Origin of the sequence: Achromobacter spanius, assembly GCF_002812705.1 — a bacterium.
Lineage (GTDB): Bacteria > Pseudomonadota > Gammaproteobacteria > Burkholderiales > Burkholderiaceae_B > Achromobacter > Achromobacter spanius.
The window spans coordinates 608,447-626,504 of the sequence record NZ_CP025030.1 but is presented as its reverse complement, the minus strand read 5'-3'; the positions used below and the strand labels follow the sequence as shown (position 1 = coordinate 626,504).

General features: G+C 63.7%; 19 protein-coding genes and 1 tRNA gene. 9 read left to right on the top strand and 11 right to left on the bottom strand.

All coding sequences use genetic code 11. The features are described from left to right. The first annotated feature begins 30 nt into the window (after positions 1-30). Positions 31-121 (top strand) — tRNA-Ser (locus tag CVS48_RS02930). Between the two features lie 115 nt (positions 122-236). On the opposite strand, the gene CVS48_RS02925 is transcribed toward CVS48_RS02930, so the two are convergent. The 3 genes from CVS48_RS02925 to CVS48_RS02915 all read right to left on the bottom strand — a co-directional run bounded on the left by CVS48_RS02925 (position 237) and on the right by CVS48_RS02915 (position 2,589). Then, positions 237-902 (bottom strand): DUF1120 domain-containing protein, encoded by a 666-nt coding sequence (locus CVS48_RS02925; RefSeq protein WP_157814446.1) that lies wholly within the window; start codon positions 900-902, stop codon positions 237-239. Positions 903-986: 84 nt separating this feature from the next. Then, complete coding sequence (locus CVS48_RS02920; RefSeq protein WP_100853181.1) at positions 987-1,688, bottom strand: DUF1120 domain-containing protein; 702 nt, start codon at positions 1,686-1,688, stop codon at positions 987-989. A 181-nt stretch (positions 1,689-1,869) separates the two neighbouring features. Beyond that, positions 1,870-2,589: a DUF1120 domain-containing protein gene (locus tag CVS48_RS02915; protein WP_100853180.1), complete on the bottom strand. Its 720-nt coding sequence runs from the start codon at positions 2,587-2,589 to the stop codon at positions 1,870-1,872. Between the two features lie 180 nt (positions 2,590-2,769). Here CVS48_RS02915 and CVS48_RS02910 point away from each other — a divergent pair, with 180 nt between their 5' ends. Further along, the gene (locus tag CVS48_RS02910; protein WP_167400940.1) at positions 2,770-3,474 is read left to right on the top strand and encodes a response regulator; all 705 of its coding nucleotides are present in this window, start codon (positions 2,770-2,772) and stop codon (positions 3,472-3,474) included. Between the two features lie 40 nt (positions 3,475-3,514). Here CVS48_RS02910 and CVS48_RS02905 read toward each other — a convergent pair whose 3' ends face one another. From CVS48_RS02905 to CVS48_RS02890, 4 genes are all read right to left on the bottom strand, one after another. Further along, complete coding sequence (locus tag CVS48_RS02905; RefSeq protein ID WP_126376250.1) at positions 3,515-4,126, bottom strand: DUF1120 domain-containing protein; 612 nt, start codon at positions 4,124-4,126, stop codon at positions 3,515-3,517. Positions 4,127-4,159: 33 nt separating this feature from the next. Continuing rightward, positions 4,160-6,595, bottom strand: a complete 2,436-nt coding sequence (locus CVS48_RS02900) for a fimbria/pilus outer membrane usher protein (protein WP_100853177.1) — start codon at positions 6,593-6,595, stop codon at positions 4,160-4,162. A gap of 104 nt (positions 6,596-6,699) precedes the next feature. Then, positions 6,700-7,407 carry a fimbria/pilus chaperone family protein gene (locus CVS48_RS02895; RefSeq protein WP_100853176.1) on the bottom strand — a complete coding sequence of 236 codons (708 nt, stop codon included), beginning with the start codon at positions 7,405-7,407 and terminating at the stop codon, positions 6,700-6,702. 188 nt (positions 7,408-7,595) lie between these two features. Beyond that, positions 7,596-7,826 (bottom strand): hypothetical protein, encoded by a 231-nt coding sequence (locus tag CVS48_RS02890; RefSeq protein WP_100853175.1) that lies wholly within the window; start codon positions 7,824-7,826, stop codon positions 7,596-7,598. 177 nt (positions 7,827-8,003) lie between these two features. Between CVS48_RS02890 and CVS48_RS02885 the strand changes: the two genes are divergently transcribed. From CVS48_RS02885 to CVS48_RS02875, 3 genes are all read left to right on the top strand, one after another. After that, positions 8,004-8,990: an NUDIX hydrolase gene (locus CVS48_RS02885; protein ID WP_100853174.1), complete on the top strand. Its 987-nt coding sequence runs from the start codon at positions 8,004-8,006 to the stop codon at positions 8,988-8,990. An 82-nt stretch (positions 8,991-9,072) separates the two neighbouring features. Next, the gene (gene nadC / locus CVS48_RS02880; RefSeq protein ID WP_100853173.1) at positions 9,073-9,957 is read left to right on the top strand and encodes a carboxylating nicotinate-nucleotide diphosphorylase; all 885 of its coding nucleotides are present in this window, start codon (positions 9,073-9,075) and stop codon (positions 9,955-9,957) included. Positions 9,958-9,966: 9 nt separating this feature from the next. Continuing rightward, positions 9,967-10,956: a Bug family tripartite tricarboxylate transporter substrate binding protein gene (locus CVS48_RS02875; RefSeq protein WP_100853172.1), complete on the top strand. Its 990-nt coding sequence runs from the start codon at positions 9,967-9,969 to the stop codon at positions 10,954-10,956. 52 nt (positions 10,957-11,008) lie between these two features. Here the strand turns inward: CVS48_RS02875 and CVS48_RS02870 are convergent, their stop codons facing one another. After that, a complete protein-coding gene (locus tag CVS48_RS02870) occupies positions 11,009-11,701 on the bottom strand; it encodes a tellurite resistance TerB family protein (RefSeq protein ID WP_100853171.1) in 693 nt (230 codons plus the stop codon). Between the two features lie 157 nt (positions 11,702-11,858). On the opposite strand from CVS48_RS02870, the gene CVS48_RS02865 reads away from it, so the two are divergent. Continuing rightward, complete coding sequence (locus CVS48_RS02865; protein ID WP_100853170.1) at positions 11,859-12,257, top strand: OsmC family protein; 399 nt, start codon at positions 11,859-11,861, stop codon at positions 12,255-12,257. A 47-nt stretch (positions 12,258-12,304) separates the two neighbouring features. On the opposite strand, the gene fabI is transcribed toward CVS48_RS02865, so the two are convergent. The 3 genes from fabI to gloB form a co-directional block, all read right to left on the bottom strand. Further along, on the bottom strand, positions 12,305-13,090 hold the full coding sequence (fabI, locus tag CVS48_RS02860) for an enoyl-ACP reductase FabI (RefSeq protein ID WP_100853169.1): 786 nt from the start codon (positions 13,088-13,090) through the stop codon (positions 12,305-12,307). A 121-nt stretch (positions 13,091-13,211) separates the two neighbouring features. Further along, a complete protein-coding gene (locus CVS48_RS02855; RefSeq protein WP_100853168.1) occupies positions 13,212-14,630 on the bottom strand; it encodes a transglycosylase SLT domain-containing protein in 1,419 nt (472 codons plus the stop codon). 7 nt (positions 14,631-14,637) lie between these two features. After that, positions 14,638-15,459 (bottom strand): hydroxyacylglutathione hydrolase, encoded by an 822-nt coding sequence (gene gloB / locus CVS48_RS02850; RefSeq protein WP_100853167.1) that lies wholly within the window; start codon positions 15,457-15,459, stop codon positions 14,638-14,640. 20 nt (positions 15,460-15,479) lie between these two features. On the opposite strand from gloB, the gene CVS48_RS02845 reads away from it, so the two are divergent. From CVS48_RS02845 to CVS48_RS02835, 3 genes are all read left to right on the top strand, one after another. Continuing rightward, the gene (locus CVS48_RS02845) at positions 15,480-16,259 is read left to right on the top strand and encodes a class I SAM-dependent methyltransferase (protein ID WP_100853166.1); all 780 of its coding nucleotides are present in this window, start codon (positions 15,480-15,482) and stop codon (positions 16,257-16,259) included. 52 nt (positions 16,260-16,311) lie between these two features. Then, complete coding sequence (gene rnhA / locus CVS48_RS02840; RefSeq protein WP_050449156.1) at positions 16,312-16,773, top strand: ribonuclease HI; 462 nt, start codon at positions 16,312-16,314, stop codon at positions 16,771-16,773. A gap of 176 nt (positions 16,774-16,949) precedes the next feature. Then, positions 16,950-18,035 (top strand): efflux RND transporter periplasmic adaptor subunit, encoded by a 1,086-nt coding sequence (locus CVS48_RS02835; protein WP_100853165.1) that lies wholly within the window; start codon positions 16,950-16,952, stop codon positions 18,033-18,035. The last annotated feature ends 23 nt before the right edge of the window (positions 18,036-18,058 follow it).

The following is an 18,058-nucleotide window of genomic DNA, read 5'->3' as shown; positions in this document are numbered from 1 at the left end:
GTGTCTTTTTGCCTACGAAAATGCCGATTAGGACAGGTGGCCGAGCGGTTGAAGGCGCACGCCTGGAAAGCGTGTATACGTCAAAAGCGTATCGGGGGTTCGAATCCCCCTCTGTCCGCCAGGAACATTGATGGTGATCACCATCCAGTCCCTACCGATCCGGTAGGGATGAAAACGATAAGGCCCTCGACTTCATTGAAGTCGGGGGCCTTTTTGTATTGCAACCGCCCGCGCGACTACAGATAACGCAACGTGAACGTCACCGAACCATCCAGTGGAATTTCCTTGGTCGTCGGCAAAGCAGCGGTTCCATTCAGCATGGCTAGCACGGCGAAGCTGACGGATGCGGTCGTGATGGGCATGGCGGTAGCATCTTTGCCGAACGAGTATTCGTCCGCCGGATTCACGTTGATGGTGTCCATGGCGGACTGAACAGGCCAGCTTGCGCTACCGCTTGGCCGGGAAAGAACCATGGACGTACTTAGGAAGGGCGGGATGCCGTCCACCACAGTGACCTCAGGACGCACCAGCAGCACGGCGGCACCGATCTTGACATCGTCGATACGGCCCAGACCCCAAGCGTGAGGCGTGCCGTTCTGCGGATTTTGATAGGGCCATGGCATGCCGTTGGCGGTGGCTTCCTGACGCGTGATGGCAGTATCCGGACGGTTCTCCTGAACCGTGAAAGACACGCGCGTGGGGCCACCGCACGCGATTTCCAGGCGCGGACGCTGTTCAGGCAGCAACGTTCCATTGCGGTTCAGGTTATGAAAGGGCAGGGTGCCGAAGTCGACGGGGCTTGCCCCGCCAAAGCCCATGTTGCAAGCTGGCGGGGTGAGTTTGCCGCCGATGACCAGATTGGCTTGGTTGGTGGCGGCATGCGTGGTGCTTGCAGCGACCATAGCCAAGCCGGCGCAAAGGCGTGGCAGGGATTTCATCATGTGAGCAAAGAGAGTCAGGTTCGTGCGGATCCCATGGGAACGTCGTTACAGGTAACGCAGCGTGAACGTGATCGAGCCGTCCAAGGGGATTTCGTTCGCGGCGGGCAAGGTTGACGGTTTTCCGATCATGGGGGAGAGCCCGATCGTCAACTGCGCGTTGGTAATCGGTATGGCGGGTCCGCCCGTCGGGCCGAACGAGTATTCAAAGTCAGGGCTGAGGTTGATCGAGTAATGCGATGACGCGACCGACCAGCTATTACTGCCTGTGGGGCGCGCCAGGATCTTCTGCGCACCCGCTGTGGTCAGGACCACCCCGTCGACCGTGGTGGTTTGCGGAGTGATCAATGCGATCAATGCGCCCGTCTTGATCTGTTTGCCGTCTGCAAAGCCCAGCCCCCAGGAATATTTGGGGCCATTCGTGTCGTTCTGGTATGGCCAGTTCAGGTTGGGCGCTTCCTGGAGCGTGATTCCCGAGCCTGCCCGGTTATCCAGCGCGACAACGCTGACGCGCGTGGGGCCGCCGCAGTTGATTTGTAGAGCAGTGTTTTTGCTGCCCAGATTCGTCCCGTTGCTGTCCAAGGCGTTGAACACAATGGCGTCAAAGTCGAGCGTTGCGTTACCGCCGAAATGGGCGTTGCATGCTGCGGGCTTGAGCTTGCCTGTCACGGTGAGATCGCCAGTACCGGTAGCGTGCGATGCGGCAGCTAACGTGGCAAACGCCACGCCGACAAAGAATTTATTTTTCATAATGAACCTTCCTGATGTCAACAAACGCCGTCCTCTAGAGGCAGCGAACGAACTCGCCCTGGTGTTGCGCAATTGCAGCGGGGCTGCGCGGCCGTCAAAGGCCGCACAGCCGGACGCTGCGCTTGTTTTTAGGGCTTGTTCGATTGCGAGAGGGCGCCACAGCGCGCCCTGCGCGGTACGCTTACAGGTAAACCAGCGAGATCGTGGCACTGCCGTTCAGATTAATCTCTGTGGTGGTCGGCAGCGCTGCGGCGCGGTTGATCGTCGGGGTGACGGTCAGCGTACCAGTTACCGACGAGACCGCTAATGGCGTGGCACCAGTGCCCGGCGAGCCCACGAAGAATGCATAGGTGTAGTTGGGGCTGATGAACTGCCGCTGTATGGCCTCGGCGTACCAGGTCCGCTTGTCCGCGCTGTAGAGGACGACGGCTCTGTTGCTGTCGGCGTAGACGTCGCCTTCCTTGAATCCGAACATATAGCCGCCGATGGGGATCTGCGTGTTTTCGGGCCCGTCTACGGAGCCCAGGCCGAAGATGAAGGCGTCGCTGATGGTGGCGTTGTTTGAGGCCCACGCATTGACGTTTAACGAGCTTTTCAGAACTTTGCTGCCGGCGCGGTTGTCTACCACGTGCAGGCCGACGCGCGTATGGCCGTTGCAGGTGATGTTCAGGCCGATCGTTTTTGCATCCAGTTTGGTGCCGTCCACGGCGAGGGAGTTAAATGCGCGGTCTTCGAAATTGAGTTTTCCATCTGCGTCTAGTGAAAGATCGCACGACGGCGGCTTGATGACACCGGTGATTGTCAGGTCCGCGGTGGGAGCAGCTTGGGCGGAGGCGGCGATCAAAAAGCTTGCGGCCAGGAGGTATCGCAGAGCGGGCAGGGGGCGTACCGAGTGATTCATGACTATCCAGTTGCTGGTGGGACAAAAGAATCACTCTAGGAAACGGATGACTTTCCGGATATAGGCATTCGCCTAATCTTCATTACGATTGCGTAAACGGTTGCGTTACTATTTGTCCACGTTGGTTTTTCGCTCAACGAGAAACAGTGGAAAATCTGGGCTCTACCGGGGAATTCCATATTGTCAGCATCCAATTTTCGTCCGTTGCGCATTGCAATCCTGGATGACCATCCGGTGGTGCGGGCTGGCATGTCCGCCTACCTGTCGCAAAACCGCGACATCTTTGTCATCGGCGAATTCGAGACCAGCCGAGCCATGATCCAGGCGCTTGCGGATCAACCCGTCGACGTGCTGTTGATCGACTATTCGTTGGGCCCGACCGAAGTTGACGGCATTTCGCTGATCAAAATGTTGCGCATCAAGTTTCCCTACGCGCGCATTCTGGTGTTCTCTGCGCTCTACGACCCGGCCACGGTGGCATTGGCCTTGCGTTCCGGTGCCCACGGCTTTGTGGGCAAGGGCGGGCGCGAAGACGAAATCGTGCTGGCGCTACGCAAGGTGGCGGCTGGCGGTACCTACTGCGATCCCCAGATGACGTACCTGCTGTCTGGCGCAAGCACCGAGCAAGTCGAGCCCTTGGCGCGTGACACGCCGCCGGCCGACCCAGCCTTGTCGGCCTCGACAAGCGGCCTGCTGGATGGCGCGTCGTTGTCTGGCCGTGAACGTGAAGTGATTCGCTGCCTGCTCGCGGGCATGACCATTTCCGACATTGCGATCAAATTTGGGCGCAGCCCCAAAACCATCAGCGCGCAAAAGGGCACCGCCTATCGCAAGCTGGGCGTCACGACGGACAACGGCTTGTTCAAGCTGTGCGGGCTTCTGTAAACACGAGAGTTCAACCGCGCGGATCGCGAGCGGCCGCGCGCTACAGGTCTACCAATTCAAGCTGCAAGATTGCCGACCATTCCGTCTGGTCGGCGACGCGGACGTCGGCATCACTGACTTCGGGGTTCAACGCAATCTGGGCGGTAAGGCTACGTCCGGCGCGGCCATGCTCCAACATCACGGTGTCGCCGGGCCGCATGCTGATCTGAGGTCGGGCGCCATGGGGCGCGTCCGGATTGATCACACGTGCTTCGTCGCCGTCGATCCGGACGTGGCTGAGCACGACGTGCAAAGCGCCGTTGCCGGCGAACTTCGCGGCGCCGTGTTGCCCTGCGGTGGCGTTCAGGCGCAGTGCAATGGGGCGGGCGGTAGGGCAGTTGATCGTCAATGGCACCACGCGCGGCTCAAGCTGATAGCGCCGGTTGCCATCCAGCCTCAGTTGTCCGGCTGTGAAGCTGCCATAGTCGACGGTGGCTTGACCGAATGACATCATGCAGCCCGCTATCGGCGCCGCGACTGCTTCGCGCGTCATGGACGGGGAGGGCAATGCTTGCGCCGCTGCGGGCGTGGTCCAGGCGCCGGCCACCAGCAGCGCGGCCACCGTCGGTGCGGGCAGGCATGATCGAAGGAGACGAAGGGTTGCGAGAGTCATGGGGTCCTTTTGCGATTGACGAGATGGGGGCGTCTACGGCGCACACGTCGCCTGGGCGCGTTCGTACAACGCGTTCAGGTCCGGTGTATCGGCGATGTCGAATTCGAGCGTGCACGGCGCCTCCTCCGAAGGCGCCACGCTGAACGGCGTGGCGCCCGCGAGCATGTCGGGCAGGAATATCTGGCCGCCGCTGCCCACCAGGGTAATGAACACCCCATTGGCATCCAGCACGGCCGCGCCCTTGGGCACCGGCGAGCCGTCGGCATAGGTGGCGGTCAGCAACGCACGGCGAACAGTAACCACCTTGAAGTCCACCGCCGATACAGAGCCGCGCGCCGGATCGAGGCTGTAGTGGCCGTTGATCAGGTCCACGTTGCGCGCCAGCGATGGCGTGGCGACCTGGATCTGCCCGTTACGGTACGCAGGCAGCGACGCGATGACGGCCCGGCCCCAGGGGTCAGTCCACACGCTGCCCGCCGGCGTGCTCAAGCGGACGCCGGACAGACCGCCCACGGACGCGATGGCGAACGTGTCCTGCACCCGGTAGGGCGAAAAGCTCAAGCCATGTGCGTGCCCGACCAACCCGCCGCGCATGCGCGCGGAATGACTGTATCCGCCCTTGAAGCTGCTGGCCGCCAGGTTCAGATGCGTATAGGCTGAGTTGACGCCGACCGAACCGGAATAGCTGGTCCGGCCGTGCGAACTGGAGGTGGCCGCCAGGGTGTAGCTGCTCTGCTCGTTGATGGAGGCGCCGGTATTGACGCCGTAGCTTGTGCCGCTGTCCTGGCGTTGCATCGACGCGCTGACGCTTTGCTTGCCCAAGGGCAAGCTCAGGTTCAGATACATAAGGCTGCCCTGATTGCGGTGGCTGGAACCCATGTCGCGTTCGTATGACAGCGACACGCTGGCCCGACCGAAGCTCTTGCCCCAGCTAAACATGCCACGACGCGACAAGTTGCCGCGCGTGCTCCGGGACTCGCTGACGTTCATATTGAAGCCGCCCAGCGTGGATCCGCTCCAGCCCAATCCTGCGCTGATCTGCTGCTTGATGCGGTCCTCGCGAAAATTTGGATACCACTGCGCACCGCCCGTCGGCCTGCTGGCGCTGTCCAGCACCTCGCTGTAGCCGTCGGTACGCCGCAAGAGCGAGAGGTTCGTAGACACGCCCGGCAGCACTTGCCCGGAGACCGACACGATGTGCTGCGCGCCGCTGCGCCCGGTACGCGAACTTTGCGAGAACGTGCTTTGTACGCCGGTGTGGATGCTGCCTGGCAGAGCCATATCCGAGCGGGCGCCCAGCGAGCGATAGTCCTGGGTCAGCAATAGTCCGGCCGCGACGTTGGCGCGCCTGCCCAACGCGATACCGTATTCCGCCGCCGCGACCGGCATGGTCTCGCCACCTCCAGCACCCGTTTGGCGCAGCATGCCCAAGCCGCCGGTAAATCCGGCGGGCGCGCCTACACGGTCCACCTGCAACGCGGCCGCGGGCACGTAGAACACGCGCTCTTCGCCCGAGGTTTCGTGGATGACAACCTTGAGGTCTTGCGTCAATGACCGGGGCAGTACATCGGTCATGGTGAACGGACCTGGGGGCACGATGGCGGACGCAAGCGGAATGCCGTTCTGCAACACTTCGACGCGCGCCTGCGTGTGGGCGATGCCGGTGATGGGTGGACCCTCCTGCTTGCTGCTTTGCAGCGCGGTTTCCGGGAAAAACTGCATGCCGTTGACGGGAACGCCGGCAAACAGCGAGCCTCGCAGATTGATTTGCCCCGCCTGAAAGGTGGTGTGCCAGGTGGGCAATGTACGCTGGGCGTAAGCATCGACGTGGTTCCACGTCGACTTCCCGCCGCTATTGGAATAGGTGCTGTTGCTGCGCAGGATCCAATCGTTCGCGTTCAGGCCCAGTTCGGTATAAGCCTGCAGATAATTCGACTTTCCGCCGGTATGGCGCGTCTGGCTGGACAGCACGTCGTAGTTCAGGATGGCTGCGCGGCCCCCCGATTGATAGTTCGTGGTGCTGGCCGATCGGTCCATTGCGCCCGGGGGCGCGACGATGTCCACGGCCAAGCGTTCGGGCTGCAGCGCGATGGTGGTGGTGGGCCAGGCTTGAAGAAATGCGTCAGGACAGGCCTGTGAGTCGCCGCCTTGCGCTTCAGGCACCTTCAGGTCGGCCAGGGTCAGCAGTTCCGAGGTCAGGCAGAGTTTGCCGCCGGTATCGAATGTGGCCAAGGCGCGCCCGACGCTGCGCCCGTTGACGCTCACGTGCACGGTGTGTTGGCCTGGCAGGAATTGCGGCCCGTTCTTGAAGTGCGATGCGATGGCTGGATTCAAGCCGCGGCTTTTCAGCGTTTCAAGGTCGAACCCGCCCGCGCCGGACTGCGCGATGGCAGCCCGGTGCAGGCACAGCAGGAGGCTCGCGGCGACGAAGGCGCCACCGCGAGCATTGCGTAAGCGGGTGCAGAACATGAAAAGCCATGAGTGGAGCCGGCGCGCAACGCCCGCAATACCCGGTAGCCGGGTATTGCGAGCATGGCCAAGCGTGTTGATACCCCGTGGGGGCAGTGATGCCGTCAGTTCTTGATCGGCGCGTCGAAGGACGAGACTTGATAGCCGTAGACGCTGGCGGGATACAGGCGAACGCTTGACTGGCCCTCTTGCAGGGGGGCATCCGCGCCGACCAGTTCTAGCGTTTCACCCGGCAAGACGTAGGTCTTGGGCAGGGTCAGCGCCTGATCCGACGGCTGCACATTGACGCGTTGGTCCATGCGCACGATGTAGGGGCTGGGGTTGTGCACCTTCAGCTTGCCGTCATGCGCTGCCCACTGCAGCGAGCGCCACGGGGCATTGTCGTTGGCGACCTTCTTGGGCAGCGCGATCAGCGGAAGATCCTGCCGGATGGTCAGGTGCAGCTTGTTGCCTTGTTCACCCGTTTGCGGAATGCCTTCGAAGATGGCGCGCTTCATGCGCTGCACGTCCAGCGGCTTGTCGTGGGTGAGCAAAAAGCGCACCAATTGCGTTTTGCCGGGAGCCACCACGGCAGCGGGCGGCGACACCATGACCCAATTGTCTTGGTCTTCGGCAATGTGTTCGATCGTGGAGATCAGCAGCACGGGTTCGTCGCCCGTGTTCTTGATGCCGATCGTGCCTTCGCCGGTATTTTCGTGCACGAGCACGACCGACGTTTCAGGCTGGATGCCCATTGCAAGGGCTTGGCTGGTGGGGAAAAGGAGGGCGAATAGAGATGCCGCGACGATGCGCGGAAAGGAATTTTTGAACATGGGGATATCGCGAAGGCATCGGCCCAAAGGGCCTTGAAAGCGTAGCAGTGTAGAAACGGGTGGCCCCCGCTTGATATAGGCGAGCGCCTATTTCCCGCGTTCAAGCGCGACGGGCCGGACCGTTGCCGGTCCGGCCCGCACGCTAACCGTGTCGATGCGGCTCGCGCACCATCGCTTGTTGCGCTGCGTCAGGTTTTGCGGTTCTCGTAAGACGTATCCAGCACATCGTCCTCGGGCGTGATGACGCCGGGTTCGCCGGGTTGCGCAATGGCGCGTCCGTCGCGTGGCATGCCTGCCACTTGCTTGCTTTGGTCCGGCATCGGCAGCGTTTCCGTACCTTTGCGCGGGTCGGTGGGCGGGCGTGGGTCGACCGCCTTGGGGTTAGTCGGGGCTTGGGGGTCGGGGGCAGTTTTCAACATGGCTCTTGCTCCGCTTGCGGGCGTCCCAGGATGGCGACGCGCCTGTATACCTACGATTTATCTTAGACCTTGGGCACGCTCTGGCGGCCATCCGGCCTGTCACGTTTGCAAGGGGCTGTTGCAGCGCCAGAACCTTATAATTCCGGCTCCTCGCCGTTTCGCGGCGAGGCTTGCGCAATGCGCTTGCTTACGCCCTTTGCTCACCCCTTCGTCCACCCTTCACGACCTCCATCCTTGACCGAATCCGTCGAACGCTCCGTCCATACCGAACTCGTCGCCGTGCTGGTGGCCGTGACCAATGGCGAGCCGCGCGTGTTGACCACGGATGACGCAAGCGCCTTGCCGGCCGGGCCGTTCGAACTATCGCATCGTTCCTTGCAGGCCGGCCTGCGCGCCTGGGTGGAAACGCAAACCCATCATCCGCTGGGCTATGTTGAGCAGCTCTACACCTTTGCCGACGGCGACCGTTCCGACGAATCCGGCGCGCGCGTCATGTCGGTCAGCTATCTGGGCCTGACGCGCGAAGCCGGCGAAACCGGCGTGGCGCAGGTGGGCTGGCAAGACTGGTACCGCTATTTCCCGTGGGAAGACCGGCGTGCCGGTGCGCCCGCATTGGTCGAGGATGTGATCGTGCCGTGGTTGGCGCAATGGTGCGAGGCCAGTGCTGACCCCGCCGTGCGCACGCGCCGCCAGCAGCGCGCCGCCATTACCTTCGGCCTGGACGGCGCTGCATGGAATGAAGATATGGTGTTGCAGCGCTACGAGCTTCTGTTCGAGGCGGGGGCGGTGCCCGAGGCCGTGCGGCGCGGGGGAGGCAAGGCGGTGTTGCCGGGCGAGCCGATGCGCCACGATCACCGCCGCATTCTGGCGACCGGTATTGCGCGCTTGCGTGCCAAGATCAAGTATCGGCCCGTGGTGTTTGAATTGATGCCGGCCCAGTTCACCTTGCTGCAGCTGCAATTGGCGGTCGAGGCCTTGGCGGGCAGGGCGCTGCATAAACAGAATTTCCGTCGCCTGATCGAACAGCAGGCGTTGGTTGAAGAAACGGGCGAGATGGCGACGGGCACGGCGGGCCGGCCGGCCAAGCTGTTCCGTTTCCGGCGCGACGTGCTGCTGGAACGCGCCATTGCCGGTAGCAAATTGCCCTTGTCACGAACCTTGTGACGCTTGACAAGGTTTATGCTCGTATTTAGCATAACTGGTGCGCAACCTCTGCGCGCCTTTTTTTAACTCATAAATACTCAAAATGAGCATTAATGCCGAAGTGCCTACGAATGCCTTTCGCCTGAATGTCGCGCCTCTGCCGGACATCATGCTCGTGCCGCTGGTTCAAGCGGCCTTGCTTGAAGACCTGGGCCGCGCCGGCGACCTGACCACCGACGCAATCGTGCCGGCCGACGCCATCGCGGAAACCCGGTTGGTGTCGCGCCAAGAGGGCGTGTTGGCCGGCTTGGACCTGGCGCGCCTGGCGTTTCAAGCCATGGACCCGGGCATCCGCTTCAGCGCATCGCTGCGCGACGGTGCCGATCTGTCACCCGGAACCGAGATTGCACGTTTGCATGGCAATGCCCGGGCGATGCTGACCGCGGAGCGGGTGGCGCTGAACTTCCTGTGCCACCTGAGTGGTGTGGCCAGCGCCACGGCGTCGATTGCGCGTGCCATTTCCAGCTACGGCGCGCGCGTGACCTGCACCCGCAAGACCCTGCCTGGCTTGCGCGCCGTGCAAAAGTACGCGGTGCGCGTGGGCGGGGGCAGCAATCACCGTTTCGGCCTGGATGACGCCGTGCTCATCAAAGACAACCACATTGCGCTGGCGGGCGGCGTTGCCAACGCCGTGCAGCGTGCGCGCGCGAGCGTGGGCCACATGGTCAAGATCGAGCTGGAAGTGGACACGCTGGCGCAACTGGAAGTGGCGCTGTCGCTAGGCGTGGACGTGGTGTTGCTGGACAACATGAGCCTGGATGACCTGCGCCGCGCCGTCGACATGGCGCGTGGCCGCGCGATTACCGAAGCCTCGGGCCGCATCACTCCCGACACTGCCGCCGCCGTGGCCGCCACCGGCGTGGACCAGATTGCCGTCGGTTGGTTGACCCACAGCGCCAAGGTGCTGGACATCGGCCTGGATGCCTGAGAGCGCATCATGAAAAGCCTGCTTCGAACTAGTCTTGCCTTGTCTGCCGTTCTTCCGCTGGCGTCCTGCGGCAATTCGCCGTCGGGCGACGCGGCGGTCGACGCCACCTACCCCACGCACCCCATCACAATCGTGGTGACATTTCCGCCGGGCGGTGGCACGGATTTGCTGGCGCGTCGCATCGGCGCCAGCCTGCAAGAAGAATTGGGCCAGCCGGTGATCGTCGAGAACCGGCCCGGCGCTAGCGGCAACATCGGCGCACGCATCGTGGCCGAGGCGCCGCCAGATGGCTACACGGTGTTGATGGTGAACAGTTCATTCGCTATCAATCCGGGGGTCTATCGGAACCTGGATTTTTCGCCGAAGCAGGATTTTGCCGCCGTGATCAATGTGGCGTTCGTGCCGTCCGTCTTCGTGGTGCCGGCCGCATCGCCGCTGCAATCCCTGGGGGACGCGCTGGCCGTGGCCGTGCCGGGCGCACCCTTGCCGTTTGCTTCGTGCGGCAACGGCACGCCGCAACACCTGGCCGGGGAAATGCTGGCGCGAGCCAGCGGCGCGGTGTTGCAGCAAGTGCCCTACAAGGGGTGCGGCCCCGCGCTGAAGGATGTGACGGCAGGCCAGGTGGCGATGGGTGTCGTGACGGCGTCCAGCGCGGCGCCGCTGATTGCCGCGGGCAAGCTGCGCGCGTTGGCGGTGACGTCACCGTCGCGTTCGCCGTTGATGCCCACCGTGCCCACGGTGGCCGAGCAGGGCGTTGCGGGCTACGCCTTGGACCAGTGGCATGGCTTGCTGGCGCCAGCCGCCACGCCGCGCGCCGTGGTCGACAAACTGAATGCCGCCGTGACGAAGATCGTGCGGCGGCCCGAGACGCAGACCGCGCTGCGCGAACAAGGTTTCACGCCCGCCAGCAGCACACCGAAAGAGTTTCAGTCGATGATCAATGCTGACATCGACCGCTATACGGCGTTGACGGCGTCCATCGGCCTGCGCGCGGATTGACAGGGCGGTGGTGTCGATGGCGTCGGCGGTGTGCTGACGCCATCTCTGCCGATCAGGCGACCGCGCTTTTGGCGTGCTGTTCCAGCTTTTCCTTCAAGCCGGGTTCCAGCCGAAGCTGACGCGCCAATTCGTCCAGATAGGCGCGTTCCATATAGCTTTCCTCGTCCACGACGAGCAGGCTGGCCAGATACATTTCGGCGGCCATTTCGGGTGTTTTGGCGGACTGGGCCACGGCAGCCGGGTCCAGCGGCCGCGACAATTCCGTTTCCAGCCACTGGCGGTCCTGCGCGTCGGATGACAGCTTGGCCAATTCGGTTTCCAGCAGGCCGCGTTCTTCGGGGCCGATGTGGCCGTCGGCCTTGGCCGCGCCGATCATGGCGGTCAGCACGGCGTTGCTGTGCTGCTCGGCTTCCGGCGCGGGCAGGCGGTCCAGCGTTTGAGGCGGCGCGGCTTGCGCGCCACCGGCCTGGTTGCGCTGCCAGTCGCCGTAAGCACGGTAGGCCAGCGCGCCCAGCGCCGCCATGCCGCCATACATGGCGACCTTGCCGCCGATCTTGCGTGCCTTCTTGCTGCCCATCAACAAGCCCAGCGCGCCTGCGCCCAGCGCACCCCCACCCAGGCCGGTCAGGAACGAACCCTTGCCGCCTGCCGAGCCGCCCGTCGCGCCTTGCACGCGGTTGGTGGCGTCCGAAAGCAGGCCTTGGCCCGATTGCAGCAATTGATCAAGAAGTTGTCTGGCGCTCATGCGTCCCCCTAAGTCAGTTCGTGAATTGCGGATAGGGATATCCGACCAGTGGCTTAAGAATAAGTTCAGCATTCCGTCAGGTGTGGATGACGCCGGCGGATGCTACAAGTGGGCTTGCGGCGTCCGCGACGGATGCCAACTCCAGGAGATCCGATTCATGAGCATCCGCGTCCATCAGAATGCACCCGACACGTTGCAGTTCACCGCCACGGCCGAGGGCCACGACTTGCCGCTGGCGATGCCGCGGCCGCAAGGAGAGGGCCCCGATCCGCATGACTATTTCGACACCGCGCTGGGTGGCTGCAAGGCAATGACGCTGATGGTCTACGCGCAGCGCAAGGAGCTGCCGCTGAAGTCGGTGGATGTGGAGGTGGTGCGCGACGCCAGCGAGGAGCGCAAGGGCGTGTATCGCCTGACGGCCAAGCTGACGCTGCATGGTGAGCTGTCAGACGCCCAGATCGATGAGCTTCTGGCCGTGGCCGAGAAATGCCCGATCCACAAGCTGATGACGGCGGTGGACGTGCAGGTGTCCACGCTGGTGGTGCGGCCGGCTTGAACCGACCCTGGGGTGGGGAGGTAAACCGCCCCGCCCCAGGTGAAGAATCAGTCTTCCATGCCCGGGACGACGGTCGAGAAGCCGGCGTCCACATGGGTGATCTCGCCGGTGACGCCTGCGGCCAGGTCCGACAGCATGAACGCCGCCACATTGCCCACGTCGTCAATGGTGACGTTGCGGCGCAGCGGCGCCTGCGATTCCACGAACTTCAGGATGGACGAGAAGTCCTTGATGCCGCTTGCGGCCAGCGTCTTGATGGGGCCGGCCGAAATGCCGTTGGCGCGAATGCCGCGCGGGCCCAGCGCCGTGGCCAGGTAACGCACGCTGGCTTCCAGCGATGCCTTGGCCAAGCCCATGGTGTTGTAGTTGGGAACCACGCGCTCGGCGCCCAGGTAGGTCAGGGTCAGCACCGAGCCGTTGCGACCTTCCATCAGCGGCAGCGCGGCCTTGGCCATGGCGGCGAAGCTGTAGGCGGAAATGTCGTGGGCGATGCGGAAGCCTTCACGCGACAGGCCATCAAGGAAGTTGCCGGCGATGGCTTCGCGGGGGGCGAAGCCGATGGAATGCACCAGGCCGTCCAGGCCGTCCCAATGCTGGGCCAGTTCCGTGAAGGCGCCTTCAATCTGGCTGTCTTCGGCCACATCGCAAGGCAGCACGATCTTGCTGCCGAATTCAGCGGCGAATTCGACCACGCGATCCTTGAAGCGGTCGCCCACATAGGTGAACGCCAGTTCGGCGCCTTGCTTGTGACAGGCGCGCGCGATGCCGTAGGCGATGGATCGGTTTGAAAGCACTCCCGTTACGAGAATGCGCTTGCCGGCGAGAAAGCCCATGATGGTTCCTTTAGTTTTTTCCTGCAGAAAGACCGCCCATTTTAAGGAGTTTGGCGGCTTCGCGTACTTGTAAAAACGGCGCCCGCTGGGGGCGCCGTTCTGTGTGGACGACTGGAGAATATCAGCCGCGGGCGTTGGTGCCCGGCACGCGCAAAGGGGTGCCGATCTTCAGGGCGCTGCCCTTGATGTTGTTCAGGGCACGCAAGGCATCGACCGAGGTGCCGTACTGCTTGGCCAATGAGAACAGCGTGTCACCCTGGCGGACCTTGTGGGTGCGCACATTGGGGCGGGCGCTGGCCACGCGGGAGGCGGGCGCCGGGGCGGCGCGGCCGCGCGGAGCAACCGCCTTGTTGTCCGACGGCGCCTGCTCCAGCGCGCCCACCGGTGCTGCCAGCGATGCCAGTTGCACGCCAGCGTTGCCGGGTTCGCCGGGCACCAGCAGGGCCTGGCCTGACGCGGCTTTCTGGCGCGAGCTGATGTCGTTGGTTTCGCGCAGTTCGGCCAGCGTCACGCCAAAGCGCTTCGCGATCGCGGCGTAGGATTCCCCGCGGCGCGAGTGATAGATCTTCCAGGCGCTCAGGTCGCCCTTGTAGTTCGTCAAATTGGCGTTGAAGATCTCGACGCGGTCGGCCGGCAGCAGCAGGGTCGGGCCGTGATCGCCACGAATGACCGGGCGGTTGAACGACGGGTTCAGCGCCTTGAATTCGTCCACCGGCATCTCGGCCAGCTTGGCGGCGATTTCAACGTCGATGTCGCTGTTCTTCTGCACCGTCACGAAGTAGGGCGTGTTGCCCACGGGGGGCAGCGCCACCGCGTAGCGCTGCGGGTCGGCAATGATGTTCTTGATGGCCTGCAACTTGGGCACGTAGTTGCGGGTTTCGCTGGGCATGTTCAGGGACAGGTAGTCCGTGTTCTGGCCGGCCGCTTCGTTCTTGGCCATGGCGCGCTGCACCGAGCCTTCGCCCCAGTTGTAGGACGCCAGCGCCAAATACCAGTCGCCCTGCATCTCAAACAGCTTTTCCAGATAGTCCAGGGCGGCGTTGGTCGACGCGATGGGGTCGCGGCGCTCGTCGCGCCACCAGTCCTGCTTCAAGTTGAAGTGCTGGCCGGTGGCCGGCACGAACTGCCACAGGCCCGACGCCTGTGCGCGCGACAGGGCGGTGGGGTTGTAGGCGCTTTCCACAAAGGGCAGCAGCGCCAATTCCGTGGGCAGGCCACGGCGGTTGATTTCGTCGACGATGAAGTACAGGTACTTGCCCGCGCGCTCGGCCATGCGCTGAACGGCCTCGGGGTGGGACGCGTAGTAATCGGTCCACTGCTGCGAGAGCTCGGTGTTCAGGTTGGGGATGGCGAAACCGCGGCGGATGCGGTCCCAGGCGTCGCTCGGCGGGTTGGTCAGGTCAACCGTTCGGGACGTATCCCGGGCGATGTAACGCCCTTGGGAATTGGTGGTGAGGTTTTTACTGTCGGGGGCTTTGGTTCCTGCGCAACCGGCGAGGACTGCCAACATGAGTGGCAGAAGGAGTCGGGATAGATTCATCAGGCGGTCACTTGAAGTCGTTCTTCCATTCACGCAGGGAGGCAAAGACCTCTACCGGCGTAGGTTGATTGTTTCCGGCCCAGTTGGCTGCGGCGCGGATGACGTCCACTTGCTGCGTACGCAAAAACGGGTTCGTCGCGCGTTCCTGACCGATCGTCGATGGAAGCGTGGGAAGACCTTCTGCTCGTAATTGCTGGGCTCGCTGATACCACTGATGCAGGGTGCGGTTGGCGGGATCCACAGCCAATGCCCAGCGCAAGTTCGCTAGAGTGTACTCGTGCGCGCAAAAAACCTGTGTATCTGGCGGTAAAACGGAAAATTTTTCCAAGGAATCATGCATTTGCGCGGGAGTTCCCTCGAAAAGCCGACCACAGCCCCCGGCAAACAGCGTGTCACCACAGAACAGAACGGGTTCTATTCCGGCCGCCCGGCCGGTGTAAGCGATGTGCCCGGCGGTGTGCCCGGGCACGTCCAGCACGCGCAGGTCCAGGTCCAGTTCGGGCAGGGCTACGCGGTCGCCTTCGGCCAACGCGACATCGCAGCGCGGCAGGCTTTCCCGCGCCGGACCGTATACGGTAAGGTCCGCCATGCGTGACAATTCGAGTACACCGCCCACATGGTCGCCGTGATGGTGCGTGAGTAGAATGGCGCGCAGCCTCAAGCCTTCCTGCTCCAGCCATTGCACGACCGGGCCGGCTTCGCCCGGGTCCACCACGGCGGCGTTTTCGCCATGGACGATGGCCCAGATGTAGTTGTCGGTGAAGGCGGGTAGAGGCAAGACCGCGGCATGTTGCTCGCGGCCGCCTGCGGGGGCGGTCAAGGCTTGCATGAGATTCGAAGGAATAGAACGTGGCAGAAGAAACTCCGCCGATTGTAGAACTGGCCGAATGGTTCCAGACGCCACCGGGGCAGTACGCCCTGGCCTGGGAACGGGCGCAGTTCGACGCGGCTGTCGCGGATGTGTTTGGCTATTATGCCTGGCAGGTCGGCCTGGCCGACATGAATCTGCTGCGCGCCAATCGCATGCCTTTCAAGGGCTATGTGGGCACGGAAACCCCCTCGGCGGAAAGCGTGGCCGACTGGCAGTCGCGCGTGGTGCTGGCCGAGCCCGAGGCCCTGCCATTCGAATCCCAAAGCGTGGACCTGCTGATTCTGCCGCATGCCTTTGAGTGCACGCAGGACCCGCACAACGTCCTGCGCGAGGTCGAGCGCGTGCTGGTGCCGGAAGGGCGGGTCGTGATTTCCGGGTTCAATCCCTGGAGCATGTGGGGCGCACGCACGCGCATGCCCGGCATGGAACCCTGGCTGCCGCAACCGCCCTCGTCGCAAGTGTCGCTGCCGCGCCTGAAAGACTGGTTCAAGCTGCTGTCGCTTGAGGTCGAGGAAAGCCAGTTCGGCTGCTATGCGCCGGCTTGCCGCAGCGAAAAATGGCTCCAGCGCTGGGGCTTCCTGGAGTCGGCCGGCGCCCGCTGGTGGAGCGTGGGCGGCGCGGTGTACATGGTGTCGGCCGTCAAGCGCGTGGCCGGCATGCGTATCATCGGGGCCCCCTGGAAGACCAAGCCCAAGCGCGCACGCGCCGCTTCCGTGGTGGTCAACCGCCAGGCGGACGACGGTTTCGACCCTTCTTGAGCGCGGCGCCACGCGTTTTACTTTGCACCAACAAGGACTATCAAGCAGCACCATGCAGGACAACAAAGCGATCGACCAGAAAGTGGAAATGTGGACCGACGGGGCCTGCAAGGGCAACCCCGGTCCGGGCGGCTGGGGCGTCTTGCTGCGCGCGGGTGGCCACGAGAAAACCCTGCATGGCGGAGAACTCCAAACCACCAACAACCGCATGGAGCTCATGGCCGTCATTGAAGGCCTGCGGGCGCTCAAGCGCACTTGCGTCGTCACGATCCACACGGACTCGCAGTACGTCATGAAAGGCATGACCGAATGGCTGGTGAACTGGAAGCGCCGCGGCTGGATGACCGCGGAGAAGAAGCCGGTCAAGAACGCCGAGCTGTGGCAGGCGCTGGACGAGCAGGTGCAACGGCACCAGGTGTCGTGGCGCTGGGTGCGCGGCCACACGGGCGACGAGGGCAACGAGCGGGCCGACCAGTTGGCGAATCTGGGCGTGGAAGTGGCTCGACGGGCCTGAAGACATCGGGAAATACCCTGAAATCCGCCTGGACAGGGGGATTTAGTTCTTTCATCCGGCTTCTGGATTGTTCCAGTATGTAAATTCGGGTGCTACAGTGCCTTCCCCATTCCAGTTCCTGTGGTGTCGTCCAAGTGGGGAATCCGGGGCGCGCCGCATCAAAGCCACATTCGCGCATGAAAAAAGCTGTACTGCTGGCCGCCGTCGCGGCCGGGTTGGCCGCGGGGGCCGCATTGGGCGTTTTCGTGCCGCGGTGGCTAGCGCCCGGCGCAACGCCTCCCGCTCAGAGCACCGCCCGGCCGGTTGCGACGCCTGCCGCTCCCGTTCGGGTCGAGGTTGCCACCGTCAAGGAAATTCCGTTCGCGCGCGGCCTGTCCGCCGTGGGCAGCTTGCGTTCGGATGAATCCGTCGTGCTGCGGCCGGAAGTGGTGGGGCGGATCCAAGCCATTGAATTCAAGGAAGGCCAGCCGGTTGCCCGGGGCCAGGTGCTGGTACGGCTGGACGATTCCGTGCCGCGCGCCGAGCTGGCGCAGGCGCGCGCCAATTTGACGCTGGCGCAAAGCCATTACCGGCGCGCCGTGGAATTGCAGGGCAAGGGTTTCGTCAGCCAGCAGGCGCGCGATGAGTCCGCCAGCACGCTGAAAGTGCAGGAAGCGGCCGTGGCGCTGGCGCAGGCGCGCCTGGACAAGATGACGATTTCGGCGCCGTTCGCCGGCATCGTGGGCTTGCGCAGCGTGTCCGTGGGCGACTACGTCAACCAGGGGCAGGACCTGGCGCCGCTGGAGGCGATCGACCCCTTGAAAGTGGACTTCCGCGTGCCGGAAATGTACTTGAGCAAGGTGCGGGTGGGCCAGCAACTGACGCTGCGCCTGGACGCGCTGCCGGGGCAGGAGCGCCAAGGGCAGGTCTATGCCGTCAGCCCGCTGGTTGACGCGGGCGGCCGGTCGATCCTGCTGCGCGCCACGGTGGCCAACAGCGACGCCGTGCTGCGCCCGGGCATGTTCGCCCGCGTGCAGTTGCTGTTCAATCAGGACAAGGCCCTGGTGGCGCCGGAAGCCGCATTGTCTCCATCGGGTGAAACGCAGTACGTTTACCGGGTCAAGGATGGCAAGGCCGAGCGGCGCGAAGTCACCATCGGCGAGCGCCGCGAAGGCCGTGTCGAAATCTTGACCGGCGTCGCGGCGGGCGACCAACTTGTGGTGGCGGGCATACAGCGCGTGACGGACGGCGCCGCCGTGAACGTCGTCGGCGGCGGCTCGTGAGCGCGGCCCCTCTCTCTTTCTAG

What these genes read in the sequence shown, in the direction of transcription:
- CVS48_RS02925 (WP_157814446.1), bottom strand. Translation starts at nt 902, where the DNA reads ATGGTCGCTGCAAGCACCACGCATGCCGCCACCAACCAAGCCAATCTG.
- CVS48_RS02920 (WP_100853181.1), bottom strand. Translation starts at nt 1,688, where the DNA reads ATGAAAAATAAATTCTTTGTCGGCGTGGCGTTTGCCACGTTAGCTGCC.
- CVS48_RS02915 (WP_100853180.1), bottom strand. Translation starts at nt 2,589, where the DNA reads ATGAATCACTCGGTACGCCCCCTGCCCGCTCTGCGATACCTCCTGGCC.
- CVS48_RS02905 (WP_126376250.1), bottom strand. Translation starts at nt 4,126, where the DNA reads ATGACTCTCGCAACCCTTCGTCTCCTTCGATCATGCCTGCCCGCACCG.
- CVS48_RS02900 (WP_100853177.1), bottom strand. Translation starts at nt 6,595, where the DNA reads ATGTTCTGCACCCGCTTACGCAATGCTCGCGGTGGCGCCTTCGTCGCC.
- CVS48_RS02895 (WP_100853176.1), bottom strand. Translation starts at nt 7,407, where the DNA reads ATGTTCAAAAATTCCTTTCCGCGCATCGTCGCGGCATCTCTATTCGCC.
- CVS48_RS02890 (WP_100853175.1), bottom strand. Translation starts at nt 7,826, where the DNA reads ATGTTGAAAACTGCCCCCGACCCCCAAGCCCCGACTAACCCCAAGGCG.
- CVS48_RS02885 (WP_100853174.1), top strand. Translation starts at nt 8,004, where the DNA reads ATGCGCTTGCTTACGCCCTTTGCTCACCCCTTCGTCCACCCTTCACGA.
- nadC (WP_100853173.1), top strand. Translation starts at nt 9,073, where the DNA reads ATGAGCATTAATGCCGAAGTGCCTACGAATGCCTTTCGCCTGAATGTC.
- CVS48_RS02875 (WP_100853172.1), top strand. Translation starts at nt 9,967, where the DNA reads ATGAAAAGCCTGCTTCGAACTAGTCTTGCCTTGTCTGCCGTTCTTCCG.
- CVS48_RS02870 (WP_100853171.1), bottom strand. Translation starts at nt 11,701, where the DNA reads ATGAGCGCCAGACAACTTCTTGATCAATTGCTGCAATCGGGCCAAGGC.
- CVS48_RS02865 (WP_100853170.1), top strand. Translation starts at nt 11,859, where the DNA reads ATGAGCATCCGCGTCCATCAGAATGCACCCGACACGTTGCAGTTCACC.
- fabI (WP_100853169.1), bottom strand. Translation starts at nt 13,090, where the DNA reads ATGGGCTTTCTCGCCGGCAAGCGCATTCTCGTAACGGGAGTGCTTTCA.
- CVS48_RS02855 (WP_100853168.1), bottom strand. Translation starts at nt 14,630, where the DNA reads ATGAATCTATCCCGACTCCTTCTGCCACTCATGTTGGCAGTCCTCGCC.
- gloB (WP_100853167.1), bottom strand. Translation starts at nt 15,459, where the DNA reads ATGCAAGCCTTGACCGCCCCCGCAGGCGGCCGCGAGCAACATGCCGCG.
- rnhA (WP_050449156.1), top strand. Translation starts at nt 16,312, where the DNA reads ATGCAGGACAACAAAGCGATCGACCAGAAAGTGGAAATGTGGACCGAC.
- CVS48_RS02835 (WP_100853165.1), top strand. Translation starts at nt 16,950, where the DNA reads ATGAAAAAAGCTGTACTGCTGGCCGCCGTCGCGGCCGGGTTGGCCGCG.